General features: G+C 65.5%; 15 protein-coding genes. 9 read left to right on the forward strand and 6 right to left on the reverse strand.

What is annotated here, in order from left to right:
* Positions 1 to 10: 10 nt before the first annotated feature.
* Positions 11 to 316 (forward strand): hypothetical protein, encoded by a 306-nt coding sequence (locus NKI46_RS03075; protein ID WP_023727043.1) that lies wholly within the window; start codon positions 11 to 13, stop codon positions 314 to 316.
* 24 nt (positions 317 to 340) lie between these two features.
* Here NKI46_RS03075 and NKI46_RS03080 read toward each other — a convergent pair whose 3' ends face one another.
* Positions 341 to 703, reverse strand: a complete 363-nt coding sequence (locus NKI46_RS03080; protein ID WP_023733969.1) for a hypothetical protein — start codon at positions 701 to 703, stop codon at positions 341 to 343.
* 134 nt (positions 704 to 837) lie between these two features.
* Here NKI46_RS03080 and NKI46_RS03085 point away from each other — a divergent pair, with 134 nt between their 5' ends.
* Entirely contained in the window at positions 838 to 2,934 is a 2,097-nt protein-coding gene (locus tag NKI46_RS03085; protein ID WP_031244625.1) for an alpha/beta fold hydrolase, read from the forward strand.
* Positions 2,935 to 2,943: 9 nt separating this feature from the next.
* Here NKI46_RS03085 and NKI46_RS03090 read toward each other — a convergent pair whose 3' ends face one another.
* Positions 2,944 to 3,582, reverse strand: a complete 639-nt coding sequence (locus NKI46_RS03090; protein ID WP_050591108.1) for a TetR/AcrR family transcriptional regulator — start codon at positions 3,580 to 3,582, stop codon at positions 2,944 to 2,946.
* Positions 3,583 to 4,020: 438 nt separating this feature from the next.
* On the opposite strand from NKI46_RS03090, the gene NKI46_RS03095 reads away from it, so the two are divergent.
* From NKI46_RS03095 to NKI46_RS03105, 3 genes are read left to right on the forward strand one after another with little or no spacing between them, the layout of a single operon-like run.
* Positions 4,021 to 4,497, forward strand: a complete 477-nt coding sequence (locus NKI46_RS03095; RefSeq protein ID WP_023754625.1) for a (2Fe-2S)-binding protein — start codon at positions 4,021 to 4,023, stop codon at positions 4,495 to 4,497.
* Positions 4,494 to 5,477 carry an FAD binding domain-containing protein gene (locus NKI46_RS03100; protein ID WP_352744729.1) on the forward strand — a complete coding sequence of 328 codons (984 nt, stop codon included), beginning with the start codon at positions 4,494 to 4,496 and terminating at the stop codon, positions 5,475 to 5,477. The genes NKI46_RS03095 and NKI46_RS03100 overlap by 4 nt, the downstream gene beginning before the upstream one ends.
* Positions 5,474 to 7,774, forward strand: coding sequence for a xanthine dehydrogenase family protein molybdopterin-binding subunit (locus tag NKI46_RS03105; RefSeq protein WP_352744732.1), 2,301 nt, complete (start codon positions 5,474 to 5,476; stop codon positions 7,772 to 7,774). Before NKI46_RS03100 ends, NKI46_RS03105 begins: the two co-directional genes overlap by 4 nt.
* A gap of 184 nt (positions 7,775 to 7,958) precedes the next feature.
* On the opposite strand, the gene NKI46_RS03110 is transcribed toward NKI46_RS03105, so the two are convergent.
* Positions 7,959 to 8,969, reverse strand: a complete 1,011-nt coding sequence (locus tag NKI46_RS03110) for a zinc-dependent alcohol dehydrogenase family protein (RefSeq protein WP_023695489.1) — start codon at positions 8,967 to 8,969, stop codon at positions 7,959 to 7,961.
* A gap of 106 nt (positions 8,970 to 9,075) precedes the next feature.
* Here NKI46_RS03110 and NKI46_RS03115 point away from each other — a divergent pair, with 106 nt between their 5' ends.
* Both NKI46_RS03115 and NKI46_RS03120 read left to right on the forward strand, forming a co-directional pair.
* Positions 9,076 to 10,023 carry a LysR family transcriptional regulator gene (locus tag NKI46_RS03115; RefSeq protein WP_023688979.1) on the forward strand — a complete coding sequence of 316 codons (948 nt, stop codon included), beginning with the start codon at positions 9,076 to 9,078 and terminating at the stop codon, positions 10,021 to 10,023.
* A gap of 95 nt (positions 10,024 to 10,118) precedes the next feature.
* Positions 10,119 to 10,619 (forward strand): hypothetical protein, encoded by a 501-nt coding sequence (locus NKI46_RS03120; protein WP_023713519.1) that lies wholly within the window; start codon positions 10,119 to 10,121, stop codon positions 10,617 to 10,619.
* 140 nt (positions 10,620 to 10,759) lie between these two features.
* Here the strand turns inward: NKI46_RS03120 and NKI46_RS03125 are convergent, their stop codons facing one another.
* From NKI46_RS03125 to NKI46_RS03135, 3 genes are read right to left on the reverse strand one after another with little or no spacing between them, the layout of a single operon-like run.
* Entirely contained in the window at positions 10,760 to 11,650 is an 891-nt protein-coding gene (locus NKI46_RS03125) for a ribokinase (protein WP_023695490.1), read from the reverse strand.
* Positions 11,647 to 12,522, reverse strand: a complete 876-nt coding sequence (locus NKI46_RS03130; RefSeq protein ID WP_023695491.1) for a MurR/RpiR family transcriptional regulator — start codon at positions 12,520 to 12,522, stop codon at positions 11,647 to 11,649. Before NKI46_RS03130 ends, NKI46_RS03125 begins: the two co-directional genes overlap by 4 nt.
* Positions 12,523 to 12,535: 13 nt before the next feature.
* Complete coding sequence (locus NKI46_RS03135) at positions 12,536 to 13,519, reverse strand: sugar phosphate isomerase/epimerase family protein (RefSeq protein ID WP_023695492.1); 984 nt, start codon at positions 13,517 to 13,519, stop codon at positions 12,536 to 12,538.
* A gap of 238 nt (positions 13,520 to 13,757) precedes the next feature.
* Here NKI46_RS03135 and NKI46_RS03140 point away from each other — a divergent pair, with 238 nt between their 5' ends.
* Entirely contained in the window at positions 13,758 to 14,360 is a 603-nt protein-coding gene (locus tag NKI46_RS03140; RefSeq protein WP_023703071.1) for a CDP-alcohol phosphatidyltransferase family protein, read from the forward strand.
* Between the two features lie 41 nt (positions 14,361 to 14,401).
* Positions 14,402 to 16,183 carry a bifunctional alpha/beta hydrolase/class I SAM-dependent methyltransferase gene (locus tag NKI46_RS03145; RefSeq protein ID WP_502896792.1) on the forward strand — a complete coding sequence of 594 codons (1,782 nt, stop codon included), beginning with the start codon at positions 14,402 to 14,404 and terminating at the stop codon, positions 16,181 to 16,183.
* The last annotated feature ends 4 nt before the right edge of the window (positions 16,184 to 16,187 follow it).

The raw sequence follows: 16,187 nt of genomic DNA on the forward strand, positions 1-16,187 counted from the left end.
TAAGGAGGCCATGGTGGGCAAGGCATTCAAGCAGACATTCGGGCAGGCATTCATCGGGATAATTCTATCCGGCGTTCTGGCCGGGCTCATGGGCTGCACCTCGGTGTCGCCGATGTTTGAGCCGGCATCGCCGGTGAAACATCGCAAGGTGGTTCGCGCAGCACCCCAGCCAAAGGTGGTCAGATTCAAGAAGGCGGCCACCGGCAAAGTGATCAAGCCGGCCGAGGAGATCCCGCAAAAGCCGCCCGTCATTCCCGCTCTCGGCGGTAGCGGCGGAGGCGGTGGGGCTGGCGGCGGCGGCGGCGGTTGGGGATGAGATCGTCGACCAAGGGCGCTGCACTCAGCGGCCCCAAAGGGTCTTGCTAAGATCCGCATGAGCCTTGGACAACGTCAAGCCGAAATCGTCCATCCCTGTCGCGGCATCGGTTGGCCAGCGGACAATTCGGCGCAGCGCTGCACGGAAAAGGCAGCGGACGAACGCTGCCAGTGCAGAGGCCACGACCGCCGCCGGATCGAGTCTGCGAGCCGCCAATGCCCGATGGGCCTGTTGTGTTTCGAGATAGCGGGCCAGCGCAACATCGTGACGCGATGGTGCGCCAAGCTCCTGCCGGTCGCGCCCGGGGTCGTCATGCCAGATGGGCCACTCGGTCGGGCTAGGGTGATGCACGGTATCCTCCTGCGAAAAGAGATCCAGTGCGAACAATCTCCTCAAGCGCCGTGAGCAACGCGTGGGAACCTGCGTGATGGAATCGTGAAAAGCGCCTCGGCGGCGGAATAAGTGTTGAAATGGACCGAGCTTGAGCGGATCGTCGTCGCGCTGTGACCGTGGCGGATCCGATGACCGGACCTTATCTTCACCTGCTGGGTGGTTTCGACTTTGCCGGCGTCGGGGCCACGGTTCCAGCCATCAGCCGCAAGGCGCGTGCGATGGTCGCCTATCTCGCGCTGCAGTCGGGGCATTCGCAGTCGCGCGAGAAGCTGGCGACCCTGCTCTGGGGCATCAACAGCGAGGCGCAGGCGCGAATGAGCCTGCGGCAAGCGGTATCGTCTGTCAGGAAGGCCATGCAGACGTGCGGCGGCGGCCGCTTCCTCACCGATGGCAACAGCGTCGCTCTGCATCTCGACGGCCTTGATTTCGACGTCGCGCGGTTCGAGGCGCTGGTCGCCAGCCCGGCACCCGAAGACCTCGAACTGGCGCTCAATGTCTACCGCGGCGACCTGCTCGACGGCTTCGGCCTGAAGGAGGAGCCATTCGAGGACTGGCTGAGGATCGAACGCGAGCGGCTGCGGGCATTGGCCGTCGCGGCGCTCGACAGGCTCGTCGCGCATTATGCAGCGACGAACGATCCTGCCGCATGCGTGCGCGCGGCAGCGCGCCTGCTGGCCATGGACCCGTTGAGGGAGGATGTCCACCGGGCCCTGATGCGCGCCTATGCGGCGCAAGGCAGGACCAATCTCGCGCTGAAGCAATATGAGCACTGCCGCACCGCGCTTCTACGCGATCTCAAGCTGCAGCCGGAGCCGGAGACGCGGCAATTGTTTGAGACGCTGCGCACACGCCGCACAATGGCGCCGGCACGGCCACCCACGACCGATGCGGATGACGCTACCGGCTTCAGCCACGAACTCGCAGCCCCCCCGACCCACTATGTCAAATCGGCCGGGATCAACATCGCGTATCAGGTGACCGGCGACGGTCCGGTCGACCTGATCCATGTGCCGGGATGGGTCTCCAACCTCGACCACGCCTGGGGCTCGCCGCGGCTTTCGCATGTGCACCGGCAGCTCGGCACTTTCTCGCGCCTAATCCGCATGGACAAGCGCGGCACCGGGCTCTCGGACCGCAATGTCGGTCTGCCGACCCTGGAAGAGCGGATGGAAGATGTGCGGGCAGTGCTGGATGCGGTTGGCTCGAAGCGCACGGTGCTTTTCGGCAGCTCCGAGGGCGGCCCGATGTGCATGCTGTTCGCGGCGACCTATCCCGAGCGCACAGCGGCACTCGTGCTCAATGGGGCCTACGCCCGCGGCAGGTGGTCACAAGACTATCCGTGGGCGAAGACAAGCGAGCAGGTGGAAGAGGATCTGGCGATCGTCGAGAAAGAATGGGGAGCGGCGGCGGATATGAGCAACGCGGCGCCCAGTCTGATGAGCGACACGTTCGAGACAGAATGGTTCGCCGCCTATCTCAGGAATTCTGCCTCGCCCGCCGACGCGATCGCCCTGTGGCGCTGGGGAGCCGAAATCGATGTTCGCGACATTCTGCCTGCTGTCCATGTTCCGACACTGATCATGCAGACGACTGGCGACGGCTGGGTGAAGCGGGAAGAAGGACGTTACCTGGCGACGCACATCGAGGGCGCCCGATACATTGAGTTCGCCGGCCGCGACCACGTCATCTGGGGCGAGAATTCCGATCGGATCGTCGACGAGATCCAGGCTTTCGTCACCGGCGCCTTGCCGGCGGCCCCAGGCGAACGGCTGCTTGTGTCGGTGCTGTCCCTCGATATGACGGGCTCGCCTTTCGGCATCGACCCGGCCGAGCGGCACGCCGAAGCGCTCCGTGGCGAACTCCTCGCGGCCGAAGGCAGAGAGATCAGCCGATCGGACGGCAAGGTGCTCGCGGTGTTCCAGCGGCCAACGCGGTCGATCCAGTGCGCGATCGCCATCCGCGATCGCTTGCGGCAATCCGGTGTCGAGGTCCGCTCGGCGGTGCATATCGGCGAGTGCGAGCAGCGGGGCCATCAATTTTCAGGCGCGGCGATCGAACTGTCATCGCGTCTGCTTGACCATGCGCGGCCGGGCGAAATCATCGCATCAAGGACGGTGCGCGATCTCGTGGTCGGCTCCGGCCTGCGGTTCGAGGAGCGTGGCGAAATGGCGGCAAGCGGGCTGCCCGGCGCGTTTCGGTTCTATGCGGTCGATGGTTCGGCTTGAGCCGCTAGGTCACCTCTTCCCTGCCCCGAACCGCAGCCCGTCCATCAGCAGCTTGACCAGTCGGCGCGAGCGGTCGCGCCAGTCCTTGGTGTCGGGGGCCGAGTAGATGCCGCCGAGTGCGTGCAGCACATCGGAGGCGTCGACGTCGCTGCGGATCGAGCCTTCGGCCACCGCCGCCTCGACCAGTTGCCGCAAGGCCAGCGACACCCGGCCCGACATGTCGGAGAACACGGCGGAATTGGTGTTGAACAGGATGCGCAGGCTGGCAGCCAGGCCGCGCTTGGTGGCGATGTAGTCGACGAAGCGCTGCATCCACTGTTCCAGCGCCATGTCGGCCGAATGGTGGCTGGCGAGGTCATCGGCAGCCGCGCAGAGCGCCTCGACCTCACGCCGGTAGACCACTTCGACCAGATGCTCGCGGGTTGGGAAATGCCGGTAGAGCGTGCCGATGCCGACGCCGGCCTGGCGCGCGATCTCCTCCAGCGAGGCATCGACGCCGTGCGCGGCAAAGGCCGCTGCCGCAACCTCGACCAGCCGGTCGCGGTTGCGCTGCGCATCGGCGCGCAGTTGCCTTGGCGCTGCGGCTTCGCGCTTCTCGTCGGCAATTGCTTGCGACTGCTCGGTCAATTTTTTCTCCACTGTCGACATATGGGGGCTTGAACCCAAAGGGGTAAGCCCCCAACTGGATAAACGGAGGCGCCTCCGTTTTAGTGGAGCAGTCTTATCATATAATCAGGGGAGCCGGTATGTCACGTGTTGAGATTGTGAAGACTGAAGCATCCCCTGCCGGCTGGAGAGTCGGGGCGGCAGAGCTGCCAATCTTCCCCCTCGTGGGGGAGATGTCCGGCAGGACAGAGGGGGGCGCTGTCCCGCCAGCCTATCAAGGCCTGACCAACACCCGCTTGGAAAAGGTCTATTTCGACGCATGTAAATCGGGAACGTCGCATTCCTTCGCGCCCCCTCTGCCCTGCCGGGCATCTCCCCCACAAGGGGCGAGGTTAGGCGCACCGTCGCCTCTTCCCTTTTCCTCTCCCACTCGGACGCCATTTCAATCCCCTTGCGTCAAGCAACTGGAGCCAGACGCCCATGACCAGCCAGACCATCCACCTCACCATCAACGGGCACGACCATGAACTGCAGGTCGAGCCGCGCGTCACGTTGCTCGACGCCTTACGCGACCGTCTTAACCTGACCGGCACCAAGAAGGGTTGCGACCAGGGCCAGTGCGGCGCCTGCACGGTGCATGTCGAGGGACAGCGCGTGCTGGCCTGCCTGACGCTTGCAGCACAGGTCGAAGGCCGCGAGATCACCACCATCGAAGGATTGGCCGGCGACGACGGCACGCTTAACGCGGTCCAGGCCGCCTTCCTCGACCAGGATGCTTTCCAGTGCGGTTACTGCACGCCGGGACAGATCATGTCGGCGGTCGGCTGCATCCGCGAGGGCCATGCCGGCTCGGATGACGAGATCCGCGAATACATGGCAGGCAATCTCTGCCGCTGCGGCGCATATCCGCACATCGTTGCCGCCGTGCGCCAGGCGGCACTGGAGGTCGCGTCATGAGGGATTTTTCCTACGTTCGCGCCGATAGCATCGATGCGGCACGACAGGCGGCCGCCCTGCCTGGGGCCATGCTGCTTGCCGGTGGCACGACGCTGGTCGATCTCGCCAAATGCGGCGTGGCCGAACCCGACAGCCTGGTCGACATCACCCATCTCAAAGGACTCGACGCCATCAAGGTCGACGCTGACAGTGCCATGATCGGCGCGCTGGCCAAGATGAGCCACGTCGCCGACCATGCCGAGATCAAGAGCCGCTTTCCCGCGGTCTCCGAAGCGCTGTGGCAGGCGGCTTCCGCGCAACTGCGCAACATGGCGACCATCGGCGGCAATCTGATGCAGCGCACGCGCTGCCCCTATTTCCGCGATCCCGCGAATTTTTCCGCCTGCAACAAGCGCTCGGCCGGCAGCGGCTGCTCGGCGATCGGCGGCGTCACCCGCGGCCATGCCGTGCTCGGCACCAGCGACGCCTGCATCGCCATGTATCCCGGTGACCTCGCCACCGCGCTGGTCGCCTTCGACGCCGTGGTTCATCTTGGCGAACGCCAGGTTGCCGTCGACGACTTCTTTCTCCTGCCCGGCGCCACGCCCGACAGGGAACATGCCATGCAACCGGGCGAGATGATCACGGCCATCAGCATCCCGGCTTCAGTCGCCGCCCGGCAGTCGACCTATCTCAAGGTTCGCGACCGGCAGTCCTATGAGTTCGCCGCTGCAAGCGCCGCAGTCGGCATCGACTTCGAAGCCGATGGCCGCACCATTCGCGACCTGCGCGTCGCGCTGGGCGGCGTCGCGACGAAGCCGTGGCGGGCGCACGCCGTGGAAGCGGCGTTGAAGGGCAAGGTGCTCAGCGAAGACAGGGTGCGGGCAGCCAGCTTGCTCGCCATGGAAGGGGCGATCGACCACGGCGCCAACCACTACAAGATCGAACTGGCGCCGCGCGTCGTTGCCCGCGCCATCCTCAAGACGGGAGCCATGTCATGACCATTCACGACCCGAGGACACGGCACGGCGACGCTTCGGACGGCACTGCCGATCAGGTTGGCGGGCGGCTGTCGCGCGTCGACGGCCCGGCCAAGATTACCGGTGCGGCAAAATATGCCGTCGAGCAGCAGCTCGACGGGCTAACCTACGGCGTCCTGGTCGAAAGCACGATCGCATCAGGCAAGGTGCGCTCGATCGACACGTCAGCCGCCGAGGCGGCACCTGGTGTGCTCAAGGTGCTGACGCCGGACACCATCATGCCGCTGAAGACTGCATCGGACTGGTTCGGCACACCGCCGCCGGACAAGCCCTACTGCCCGCTGGCGCGCGATATCACCTTTTCGGGCCAGCATGTCGCCGCGGTCATCGCGGAGACCTTCGAGCAGGCCGTTGCGGCCGCAGCCCTGGTCAAGGTCAGCTATGACGAGACGCCGGCCATCGTCGACCTCAGCGACGCCAAGGCGGGCGACGGCATTCCGATCGCCGCCATGACCAAGGAATGGGGCGATGCGCAGGCCGCTTTCGCCGCTGCCCCGGTGCGCGTCTGCGGCGCCTATAACACGCCGCGCGAATACCAGGCGCCGATGGAGCCGCATGGCCTCATCGCCCGCTGGGAGGGCGACCGGCTGACCGTGTGGGAACCGAGCCAGTGGCTCGACGGTATGGCCCGCACCTATGCCGAATGGTTCGGCGTGCCGTTCGAAAATGTACGGCTGGTCTCGCCCTATATCGGTGGCGGCTTCGGCTCCAAGGCGCTGGCGCTCGGCCACGGCGCGGTAGCGGCTGCCGCAGCCAAGATGCTGGGACGGCCCGCGAGGGTGGTCATGACTCGGCCGCAGACTTTTACCGGCTATGGCGGCCGCGCCGCGACCCGCCAGACGGTGACGATCGGCGCCGACCGTGACGGAAAAATCCAGTCGATCGTGCATCGCGGCGTCAATGAAACGTCGATCGACGGCATGTGGGTCGAGCCTTTGGGCGTGGTCACCTCGATCATGTATGCGACGCCCAACTTCTCCTCGAAGCAGAATGTCGTGCGGGTGAATTCGGTGGTGCCTGGCGCCATGCGCGCGCCGGGCGAAAACCCTAGCGCCTTCGGCATCGAAAGCGCCATTGACGAGCTCGCCTACGAGGTCGGCATCGATCCGCTGGAGATCCGGCTGAGGAACTATGCCGAGCAGGATCCGCACGCCAAGAAAGCCTGGTCGACGCGGCAGTTGCGCGAGGCTTTCGCGGCTGGCGCCGAACGCTTCGGCTGGGCCCAGCGCACGTCCAAACCGCGTTCGATGCGCGACGGCAACCAGCTGATCGGCTGGGGCGTCGCCGCCGGCACCTATCCGGTACGGCGCGCTTACGGCGAGGCCATCGTGCGTATCCTTGCCAACGGCTCGGTCGAGGTCGAAAGCTCCTCGATCGACATGGGCCAGGGCACCTACACGATCCTGGCGCAGACAGCGGCCGAAACGGTAGGCGTGGCGGCCGACCATGTCGTGGTGAAGCTCGGTGATTCCCGGTATCCCCGCGCCGGCGTCGCCGGCGGGTCGCGGCTGGCCGGCGTGATGACGGGCGCGGTCTACAAGGCGGCGACATCGGCGCTCGACCAGCTTGTCGGGCTGGCGATCAGCGATCCGCGCTCGCCCTTCCACGCGCTGCAGGCGAACACTTTGGTCGTCGCCAATGGCCGCATCAGGTCGCCGCGCGGCGATGGTCCCGATGTCTCGATCGCCGACCTGCTGGCCAGCGTCGGCCGCGACCGCATCGAGGCCACCGGCGACACCATGCCGGCGAACTCGACCGCCGAGGATCGCTACAAGAACTACACCACCATCGCGGCGGCGCTGCCGCACACCGAGGGCGACTATTCGCGCCACTCCTGGTGCGCGCATTTCATCGAGGTGCGCGTCGACGAGGATTTCGGCACGGTGCGCGTGTCGCGCATGGTATCGGCGCTGGATTCGGGCCGGCTCTACAACCCCAAGCTGGCCGAAAGCCAGTGGAAGGGCGGCATCATCATGGGCATCGGCCAGGCGCTGCTTGAAGAAGGCATTGTCGACCGCAGGCATGGCCGCATCGTCAACAACAATCTCGGCGACTATCTGGTGCCGACCAATGCCGACATCCCCGATATCGAGGTCATCTCGGTCGGCGTTCCCGACCTGCACTCTTCGGTGCTCGGCGGCAAGGGTGTCGGCGAACTGGCCATCGTCGGCGTAGCGCCGGCGATCGCCAATGCGGTGTTCCATGCGACGGGAAAAAGAGTGCGGGACTTGCCGATCACGCTGGAGAAGTTGATCTAGGAAGCGGCGTGCGTAATCTCCCCCCTCGAGGGGGAGATGTCGCCGAAGGCGACAGAGGGGGTCGCCTCTCGTAGAGCGCCAACCTCCTTCCGCCGCAGTAGGTCGAGCCCGGTCGGACCGACCCCCTCTGCCCTGCCGGGCATCTCCCCCTCAAGGGGGGAGATTGGCAGCTCGCGCGCCTCGGCTACCAGTCGAGCTTGAACGCAAGCTTGCCGAAATGCTGCCCGCCCGCCGCCATGTGCGCGTAGGCTTCGGCCGCCTGCTCCTGGCTAAACACCTTGTCGACGACCGGGTCGATGCGGGCGGCGGCGATGGCGCGGACGGCGGCGCGAAGGTCAGATACCGACCCGGTGTTGTTGCCGACCACCTTCAGCGCCTTGATGATGATCGGCAGCAGGTCGACCGTGGCCTCGGCGCCGGTGACGAAACCGATGGTGAACAGCGTGCCGCCAGGCGCGGTGGCGTTGACGGCGCGGGCGAAGGTGGCGGTGCCGGCGGTCTCGACGACGAGGTCGGCGCCGAGGCCGCCGGTCAGTTCCAGCACCTTGCCGTCCCAGTCGGGCGTCGCGCGGTAGTTGATGAGATGATCGGCGCCGAGCGCCTTCGCCCGCCCCAGCTTCTCGTCCGACGAAGAAGTGATGATGACGGTGGCGCCGGCGGCTTTCGCCAGCTGCAGGGTGAAGATGGAGACGCCGCCGGTGCCGAGCAGCACGACGACCGAGCCCGGCCCGACATCGGCGGCGCAGACCGCGTTCCAGGCGGTGGTCGCGGCGATCGGCAGTGTCGACGCCGCCTCGAAGGAGAGACGAGCCGGTACCGGCACGAGCGAGTTGGCCGGCAGCGCGACATATTCGGCGAGCGACCCCGGCAGCGAAATTCCGCGCATCTGTGTCATCTCGTTAGGCCGGGGCGGACCGCCGATCCAGCGCGGCTTGGCATGGGCAATGACGCGATCGCCGACGGCGAAATCCGTAACGCCCTCCCCCAGCGCGACGATCTCGCCGGCGCCGTCGGCGACGGGAATGAGCGGAAAGCCGGGCACGCGATAATTGCCGCTGGCCACCGCCACATCGACGAAATTCAGGCTCGCGGCGCGCTGGCGGATCAGCACTTCGCCGCGCTGCGGTTCAGGCGTGGCAATGGTGGTGGCGCGAAAGGCGTCCAGCTTGGCGGCGGTCAGTTCGATGGCTTTCATGGCTCACGCATTCCTGTTTAAGGGGTCAATCGTCAGGATTGAGTGAAGCTATCTGCTGCGCTACAAGCAGATAATCTGGAATTTTTACATTTGAATCCTGTGCTTTATGCAGCAATCACACGACCCCGCCAGCCTTGCCGAAATGGCCGCCTTTGCGGCCATCACGGAAGCGCGCTCCTTCACCAAGGCAGCGTTGCGCGTCGGGCGCGACTCGACGGTTCTGTCACGCCGCCTGCAATCGCTGGAGGAGCGGCTCGGCGTGCGGCTGCTGCACCGGACCACCCGAAGCGTGTCGTTGACGGAGGCCGGAGCGGAGTTCCTGGTGCGTGTCCGCGCCATCCTCGCCTCGGTAGACGAAGCTGAGGCTGCTGCTTCCGCGCATGCCAGCGGGGCTCCGCGGGGCTTGCTGCGGCTGGCGATGCCGGGAACCTTTGGCCGTATGTGGATCGGGCCGCTGCTGCCGCAATTTCTAGCGACGTTCCCGGATGTCCGCATCGAGGCCGAGTTCTCCAATCGGTTCGTCGATCTCGTTGCAGAGAACTTCGATGTCGCCGTCCGTCTCGGCGCGCTGGAGGACTCGCGCCTGGTGGCGCGCAAGATCGCGACACGGCGGCGGTTGCTGTGCGCTGCTCCCTCCTACCTCGCCCGCCGGGGCACGCCGGAAGCGCCGGAAGCGCTCACAGAACACGCCTGCCTCGGCTTCTCCGGCTTCCAGACCTTTCCAACCTGGGAGATGACCGACAGTTCGGGACGCCGCGTCAACGTCGACGTCTCGGGGCCGATGGTGTGCGACGATGCCGAGGTGCTGGTCGAAGCCGCGGTGCAAGGCCTCGGCCTGATGATGAGCACCGACTGGCTTGTCGGACGCGAACTCGCCGACGGACGGCTGGTGCCGGTGCTGGCGGACTGGACGCTGGCCGACGAAGGCGCGGTCTATGTCGTCATGCCCTCGGCCAAGGGACAAGCCGCCAAGACACGCGCCTTCGCCGAGTGGATCGGCAAGCGCTTCGCGCCGGAGCCGCCCTGGACGTCGAGGCCGGTCTCAAAGGCTTGATCAATGGGGCGCGCCGGGGGCTAAGACGGCATATGCCGCTGTCACCAGGCCTTTTGTCCTGTATGATCTCGTTGAATGTAGCTTGGGAGGGGATCATGCAAAGTGCATTGGCGAAGTTCATGATGGCAGGTTCCGTTCTGGCCGCGCTGCAAGCCGCGCAGCCGGCTTTTGCCGCATCCTGCAACTGGAGCGCCAAGATGGAAGAAGACGAAGGCGGCAGCGTGCTGACGGCTTCGGTGTGCGGCGGACCGAAGGCCGATGCGCATCTGATGCTCGTCTGTTTCGACAAGCCGGTGCTGAGCTACGATCTGGGTGCGGCCGGCCAGCAGCTGGAACCCGGCATCAGCGCTTCCTTCACCTTCAAGGGCGGTGACAAGAGCGTGACCAAAAAGCTCGACCTCGAGGCCATGTATAATTACTTCACGGCTGAGCTGAGCAAAGACGATCCACTGCTCGGCCTGTTGCGCGGCAAGGGCGACGTCACGGTTACGGCCGACAAATATGGCGAGAACAGCTTTCCGCTGACGGGCTCGAGCGCTGCGATCGGTAAGGTGCTGGCGCAGTGCGGCAAAAGTTCGGCCGGCGAAGCGGACTGAAGCTCCCTACTTTCGACCACGCAGCTTGGTCCCGCGCCTCCATCAGGGCAAAGCCAAGCAGGTTCTCGCCGCGCCCGGTTTGCCGTTTCGCTCATCGACGGGGGCACGGGTTTGGAGGCGGCAATATGCGGCCTGAGTTTTCAACGCGAGCTGCGCTTTCCCTCCGGTGTCGCCACCAGCGAGGCGGCGGCGGCATTGGCCGTGGCGATCGCCGCTTCCATCGGATGGCCACGGGCGAGGCCTGCCGCGAAGGCGCCGACGAATTCGTCGCCGGCGCCATGGGTGCTGACGACCTTGACCGGGACGGCCGCCAGTGCGAAGGCCGCGCCGGTCCGGTCGCAATAGGCGACACCTTCGCCGCCGGCGGTGACGATCGCCGAGGGGTAGGCATCGATCAGCCGCCGCGCGGCTTCGGTTGCGCCGGCGAGCGTATCGACGACCGGAACGCCGGCCAAAAATTCCGCTTCGATGGCGTTGACGATGACGATGTCTATCAGCGCGGTCAATTCGGCCGACAGTGTTCGCGCCGGTGCGGCGTTGAGCACGACGCGGCCTCCGGATGCCCTCACCGCGCGCGCGGCAGCGATGTTGGCGGCATCGGGCACTTCGTTCTGCAGCAACAGCACTGCCGTCTGTACCACCACCTCGCCCGCAGCCGCGATGTCATCACTGCCCAGGGTGAGATTGCTGCCGGAGACGATCACCGCACCATAGTCGCCATCGCTGTCGAAGATCGCCACGCTGATGCCGGAGCCTGCGCCTGCCGCCACGCGCACGAAGCGGCGATCAACGCCGGCGCGATCGAGATTGGCCAGCAGCGCCGTGCCGAAATCGTCGTCGCCGACGGCGCCGATCATCGCCGCACGCACGCCGGCGCGTGCCGCCGAGACCGCCTGGTTGCCGCCCTTGCCGCCGCATTTCGGCTGCCAGGCATGGCCGGTCACAGTCTCGCCCTTGCGCGGACGGTCGGGCGCGTCGACCATGATGTCGTAGTGCAGGCTGCCGAAGACGGTGACCAGCGGAACCGTCATGTGCCCCGGTCTTTTCGTTTCGAGGTGACCGCCGACATGGTGCGGCCGAGATTGCGCTCCGCCGCCTGGTAGTCGCGCTGCGCCACCGCCACGAACAAAGCGTCGAGGATGTTGAGTTGCGCGATGCGCGCCGCTGCGTTTTCGCCCATCAGCGGCGAGCCTTGCGCGGTCGAGCACAGCACGATGTCGGCAATCCGGGCCAGCGGCGAGTTGTCGTAGTTGGTGATGGCCAGCGTGCGGGCGCCGCTCTTGCGGGCAAGATGGATGGCGTCGATGACGGCCGACGTGTTGCCGGAATGCGAAAAGCCGACGGCGATGTCGTCGGCGCCGAGCAGCGAGGCCGACATCAGCATCATGTGCGAGTCGTCATAGACAGACGCGCGGATGCCGATGCGCAGGAATTTGTGCGAGACGTCGCGGGCGATCTGGGCGGAGCCGCCGACACCATAGAAATCGCGGTTCCTGGCGCGGTAGAGCAGATCGGCGGCACGGTCGAAATCGTCCATGTCGAGGATCGCGAGCGTCTCCTCCAGCGCCTGGATCGAGGTGCGGAACACTTTCTGCACGATCTCGGCCAAGCTGTCGTCGACCGACAGTTCCTGGTGCATCTCGGCGGTCGGGAGGCGGCTGTATTCATAGACGGCGGTGCGGAAGTCGCGGTAGCCGGAGAAGCCGAGTTTCTTGGCGATCTTGACCACCATCGCCTCCGACACGCCGGCCTCCTCGGCGATCTGCTTGAGCGGAATGGTCTCGTCGAAACCGCGCCGGCCGAAGACGGTTTCCACCACCTTGGCCTCAAGCGGGGTGAGATGCGGCATCATCATGCGGATGCGCGGCCCCACGGCTTTCAGATCGAGATTGCTCAACGTCATCCACGTCCCCTCGTCACGACCCGAGCATGGCTTCCTGGACGATAGCCTGCGACGTCACGGCGTCCTGGCTGTCCATGGCGGCGGACAGGCGGTTATCCTTCTCCAGCCGGTCGACAACGCGCAGCAGGCGCTTGACGGTGGCGATGTTGACTTCGCATTCGCGCACCGGATCGAGCCCGGTCATGTCGGGGAAGGTGTCGAAGTAGATGGCGCCGGCGTAGCCGTCGCGGCGGATCTGGCGCAGCAGTTCGATGGTCTGCAGCGTGTGCACCGCGCCGACCATCAGGCCGTCGTCGCGCTTGGCATAGCCATCGTTGAGATGGACGCCGAGCAGCTTGCTGTGGCGAGCGATCAGCGCCGCGGCGAAGGCCGGCTGTTCGTCGGCATAGAGCACATGGGCGAAATCGAGCGTGACGCCGAGAGTGGGTAGGCCGACCTCGCGGATCGCCAGCAAGGTGGTCGCCGCATCCGGCATCAGCGAGTAGGAGCGCGGTTCGTTAGGCTTGTACTCCAGGCTGATCTGGCAGCCGGGATCATGCGCGGCAACTTCACGAATCCCCTCGATTTCGTGCTGCCAGAGCGTCGCATAGTCAGTTTGAAATGCATAGTCGAAGCCATCCTGGCCCAGCCACAGCGTCATCAGACTGGCGCCGGCCGCGCGCACCGCATCGATACCGGCCTTGGTCAAGTCGATGGCTTCGCGGCGCACCGCCGGGTCCGGATTGGTGAAGGCGCCGAGCTTGAAGGCCGGATTGGAGTAGTAACGCATGGCAAAGCCATTGATGGAAAGCCCGAAATCACCGAGCTTTCGGGCGATTTCAGCCGGCTTTTCACTGACATGGTCGGGGAAATTAAGATCAAGGTCGGTCAGCCCGTCGACCTTGGCCGCGCGGGCTGCCATCTGCAGCATGGACGGCTTGCCGGTAAGATCAGGCCATTCGGCTTGCGGCCGCGAGGCGAAGGAATTCAGGCGGGTGGCGAAGCGACTGTTTGTCATGATGGACCTTTCAGTGATTTACTTCATATAAATACGAATATTTGTAAAGTTCTCATTTGCGAGGCGGTTTGTAGCGCGCAACATCCTGCTTGGCCGAGATCTTCGGCTGCGCCTCTGCATCCATGCCGGGAGTTTCGAGTCCCGCAACGGTGCGGATGCTGGTGCAAGCCCTTGCGCCCTGCCTGCCGATTGACCAATCTCGCCGACACTGTCATGAGCCGCGGTTGGGGGATCGCACATGCCAACGCTTTATCAACTGAAACCGGCCTTTCAGGCCAGGCTGCGGCCGCTGGCCGACCGGCTGGCCGATGCCGGCGTCACCGCCAACCAGATCACGCTTCTCGCCGCGGCGCTCTCCATCGCCACCGGCCTGGTGGTCGCGGCCTTTGCCTACCATCCCCTGGTTTTCCTGTTGATGCCGGTGGTGCTGTTCGTGCGCATGGCGCTCAACGCCATTGACGGGATGCTGGCCAGGGAACATGGGCAAGCATCAAAACTCGGCATGTTTCTCAACGAACTCTGCGACGTCGTCTCGGACCTGGCGCTGATCCTGGCCTTTGCCACCTTGTTCCCGGCCTGGGGTGTCGTCGCCTTCGCTATTACCGCCATGCTTGTCGAGTTCGCCGGCGTGCTTGGCGTTGCCGCAGGCAGCGGGCGCAACTATGCCGGGCCGTTCGGCAAGAGCGACCGAGCCCTGGTGCTCGGCGTCATCGGCTTTCTCCTCGCTTGCGGCCTGTGGGTGGCGGGGATCGCGCCATTTGTGTTTCCGATCATGGCTACACTGTCGGGGATAACCGCCATCAACCGGATACGCAGCGGCCTTAGAGCGGGCGGCACCTGATGCCAAAGCGTCAGGCACCCGACCGCCAGAGGGAAACCATGATCCACCAGACCATCGCCGCCCTAGCACCGGCAAGCCTCGAGCGCATCGCGCTGGAGCGCACGTTCAAGAGCCATGACGGCACCGAGATCTTCTACCGCTACTGGCCGGCCGCCGGGTCGACGCCAAAGGGTGCGATCCTTCTGTTCCATCGCGGCCACGAGCATGGCGGCCGCATGGCGCATCTGGTCGACGAACTCGCCATGCCCGACCATGCCTTCTACGCCTGGGACGTGCGCGGCAATGGCCGCTCGGCCGGCGAGCGCGGCTATGCGCCATCCTTTGCCGCCCTGGTTCGTGACATCGACTGCCTGGTGCGTGAGATCGGCCGGGATGGTTTTGGCCAGCGCGACATCGCGCTGATCGCGCAGTCGTTCGGCGCCGTGCTGGCTGCTGCCTGGGTGCATGACTATGCGCCCGACATCCGCGCGCTGGTGGTGGCTTCACCGGCCTTTTCGGTCAAGCTCTACGTGCCCTTCGCCAAAGAGGGCATTGCGCTGTGGCAGAAGCTCAAGGGCCGCTTCTTCGTCAATTCCTACGTCAAGGCGAAGTTCCTGACGCATGATGCCGAGCGCATCGCTTCCTTCGACGCCGATCCGCTGATCACGCGACCGATCGCCTCCAACATCCTGGTCGAGCTTTACGACCACGCTGCCCGCATCGTCTCGGACGCGCGCGCCATCACCGTGCCGACGCAGCTCTTGATCTCCGGCAGCGATTGGGTGGTGCGGCATGGACCGCAGCACGAGTTCTTCGTCAATCTCGGCAGCAGCGCCAAGGAGCGGCATGTGCTGCCCGGCTTCTTCCACGACACGCTGGGCGAGCGCGATCGCAAGCAGGCGCTGGACCTGATCCGGCCATTCCTCGAAAAGCAATTTGCCACGCCGGAGAAAACCATCGACTTGCTTCAGGCCGACCGCGCCGGCTACACCCGCGACGAGGCCGAGAGGCTGGCCTCGCCGCTGGCGCTGCTGTCGCCAAAGGGTATCTACTGGGCGATAAGCCGCGCCTCGATCGGCATCGGCGCCTGGCTGTCTTCGGGCATGAAGATTGGCATCGCCACCGGCTTCGATTCCGGCTCGACGCTCGACTATGTCTACGAGAACGACGCGCGCGGCATCGGCTTCATCGGCCGCATGATCGACCGCACCTTCCTCGACGCCATCGGCTGGCGCGGCATCCGCCAGCGCAAGCTGCATCTGGAAGAGCTGATCGGCAACGCCGCCGCCAGCCTGAAGGCAGCCGGCCGTCCCGTCCACATGCTCGACATCGCCGCCGGTCACGGCCGCTATGTGCTCGATGCCGTCGCCAAATGCACTGAACCACCAGCAAGCGTGCGGCTGCAGGATTATTCCGAGCTCAATGTCGGGTTGGGTTCGAAGCTGATCGCCGAGCGGCGTCTGCCGACCAGCGTCAGCTTCCACCAGGCCGACGCCTTCGATGCCGACATGCTGGCCGGGCAAAAGCCGGCGCCGGACCTCGCCATCGTCTCCGGGCTTTACGAATTGTTCGCCGACAACACGATGATTTCCCGCTCGCTCGGCGGGCTGGCCAGCGCCATGCAGTCCGGCAGCCTGCTCGTCTACACCAACCAGCCATGGCATCCGCAGCTGGAGATGATCGCGCGCAGCCTGACCTCGCATCGCGGCGGCCAGGCCTGGGTGATGCGGCGGCGCACGCAGGGCGAGATGGACCAGTTGGTGACGGCTGCCGGTTTCGAAAAGATCGACCAGCGCATCGACCAATGGGGCATCTTCACCGTCTCGGTCGCACGGCGCGTCTGAGACC

Source organism: Mesorhizobium sp. M0615 (assembly GCF_040320805.1).
Classification (GTDB): Bacteria; Pseudomonadota; Alphaproteobacteria; order Rhizobiales; family Rhizobiaceae; genus Mesorhizobium.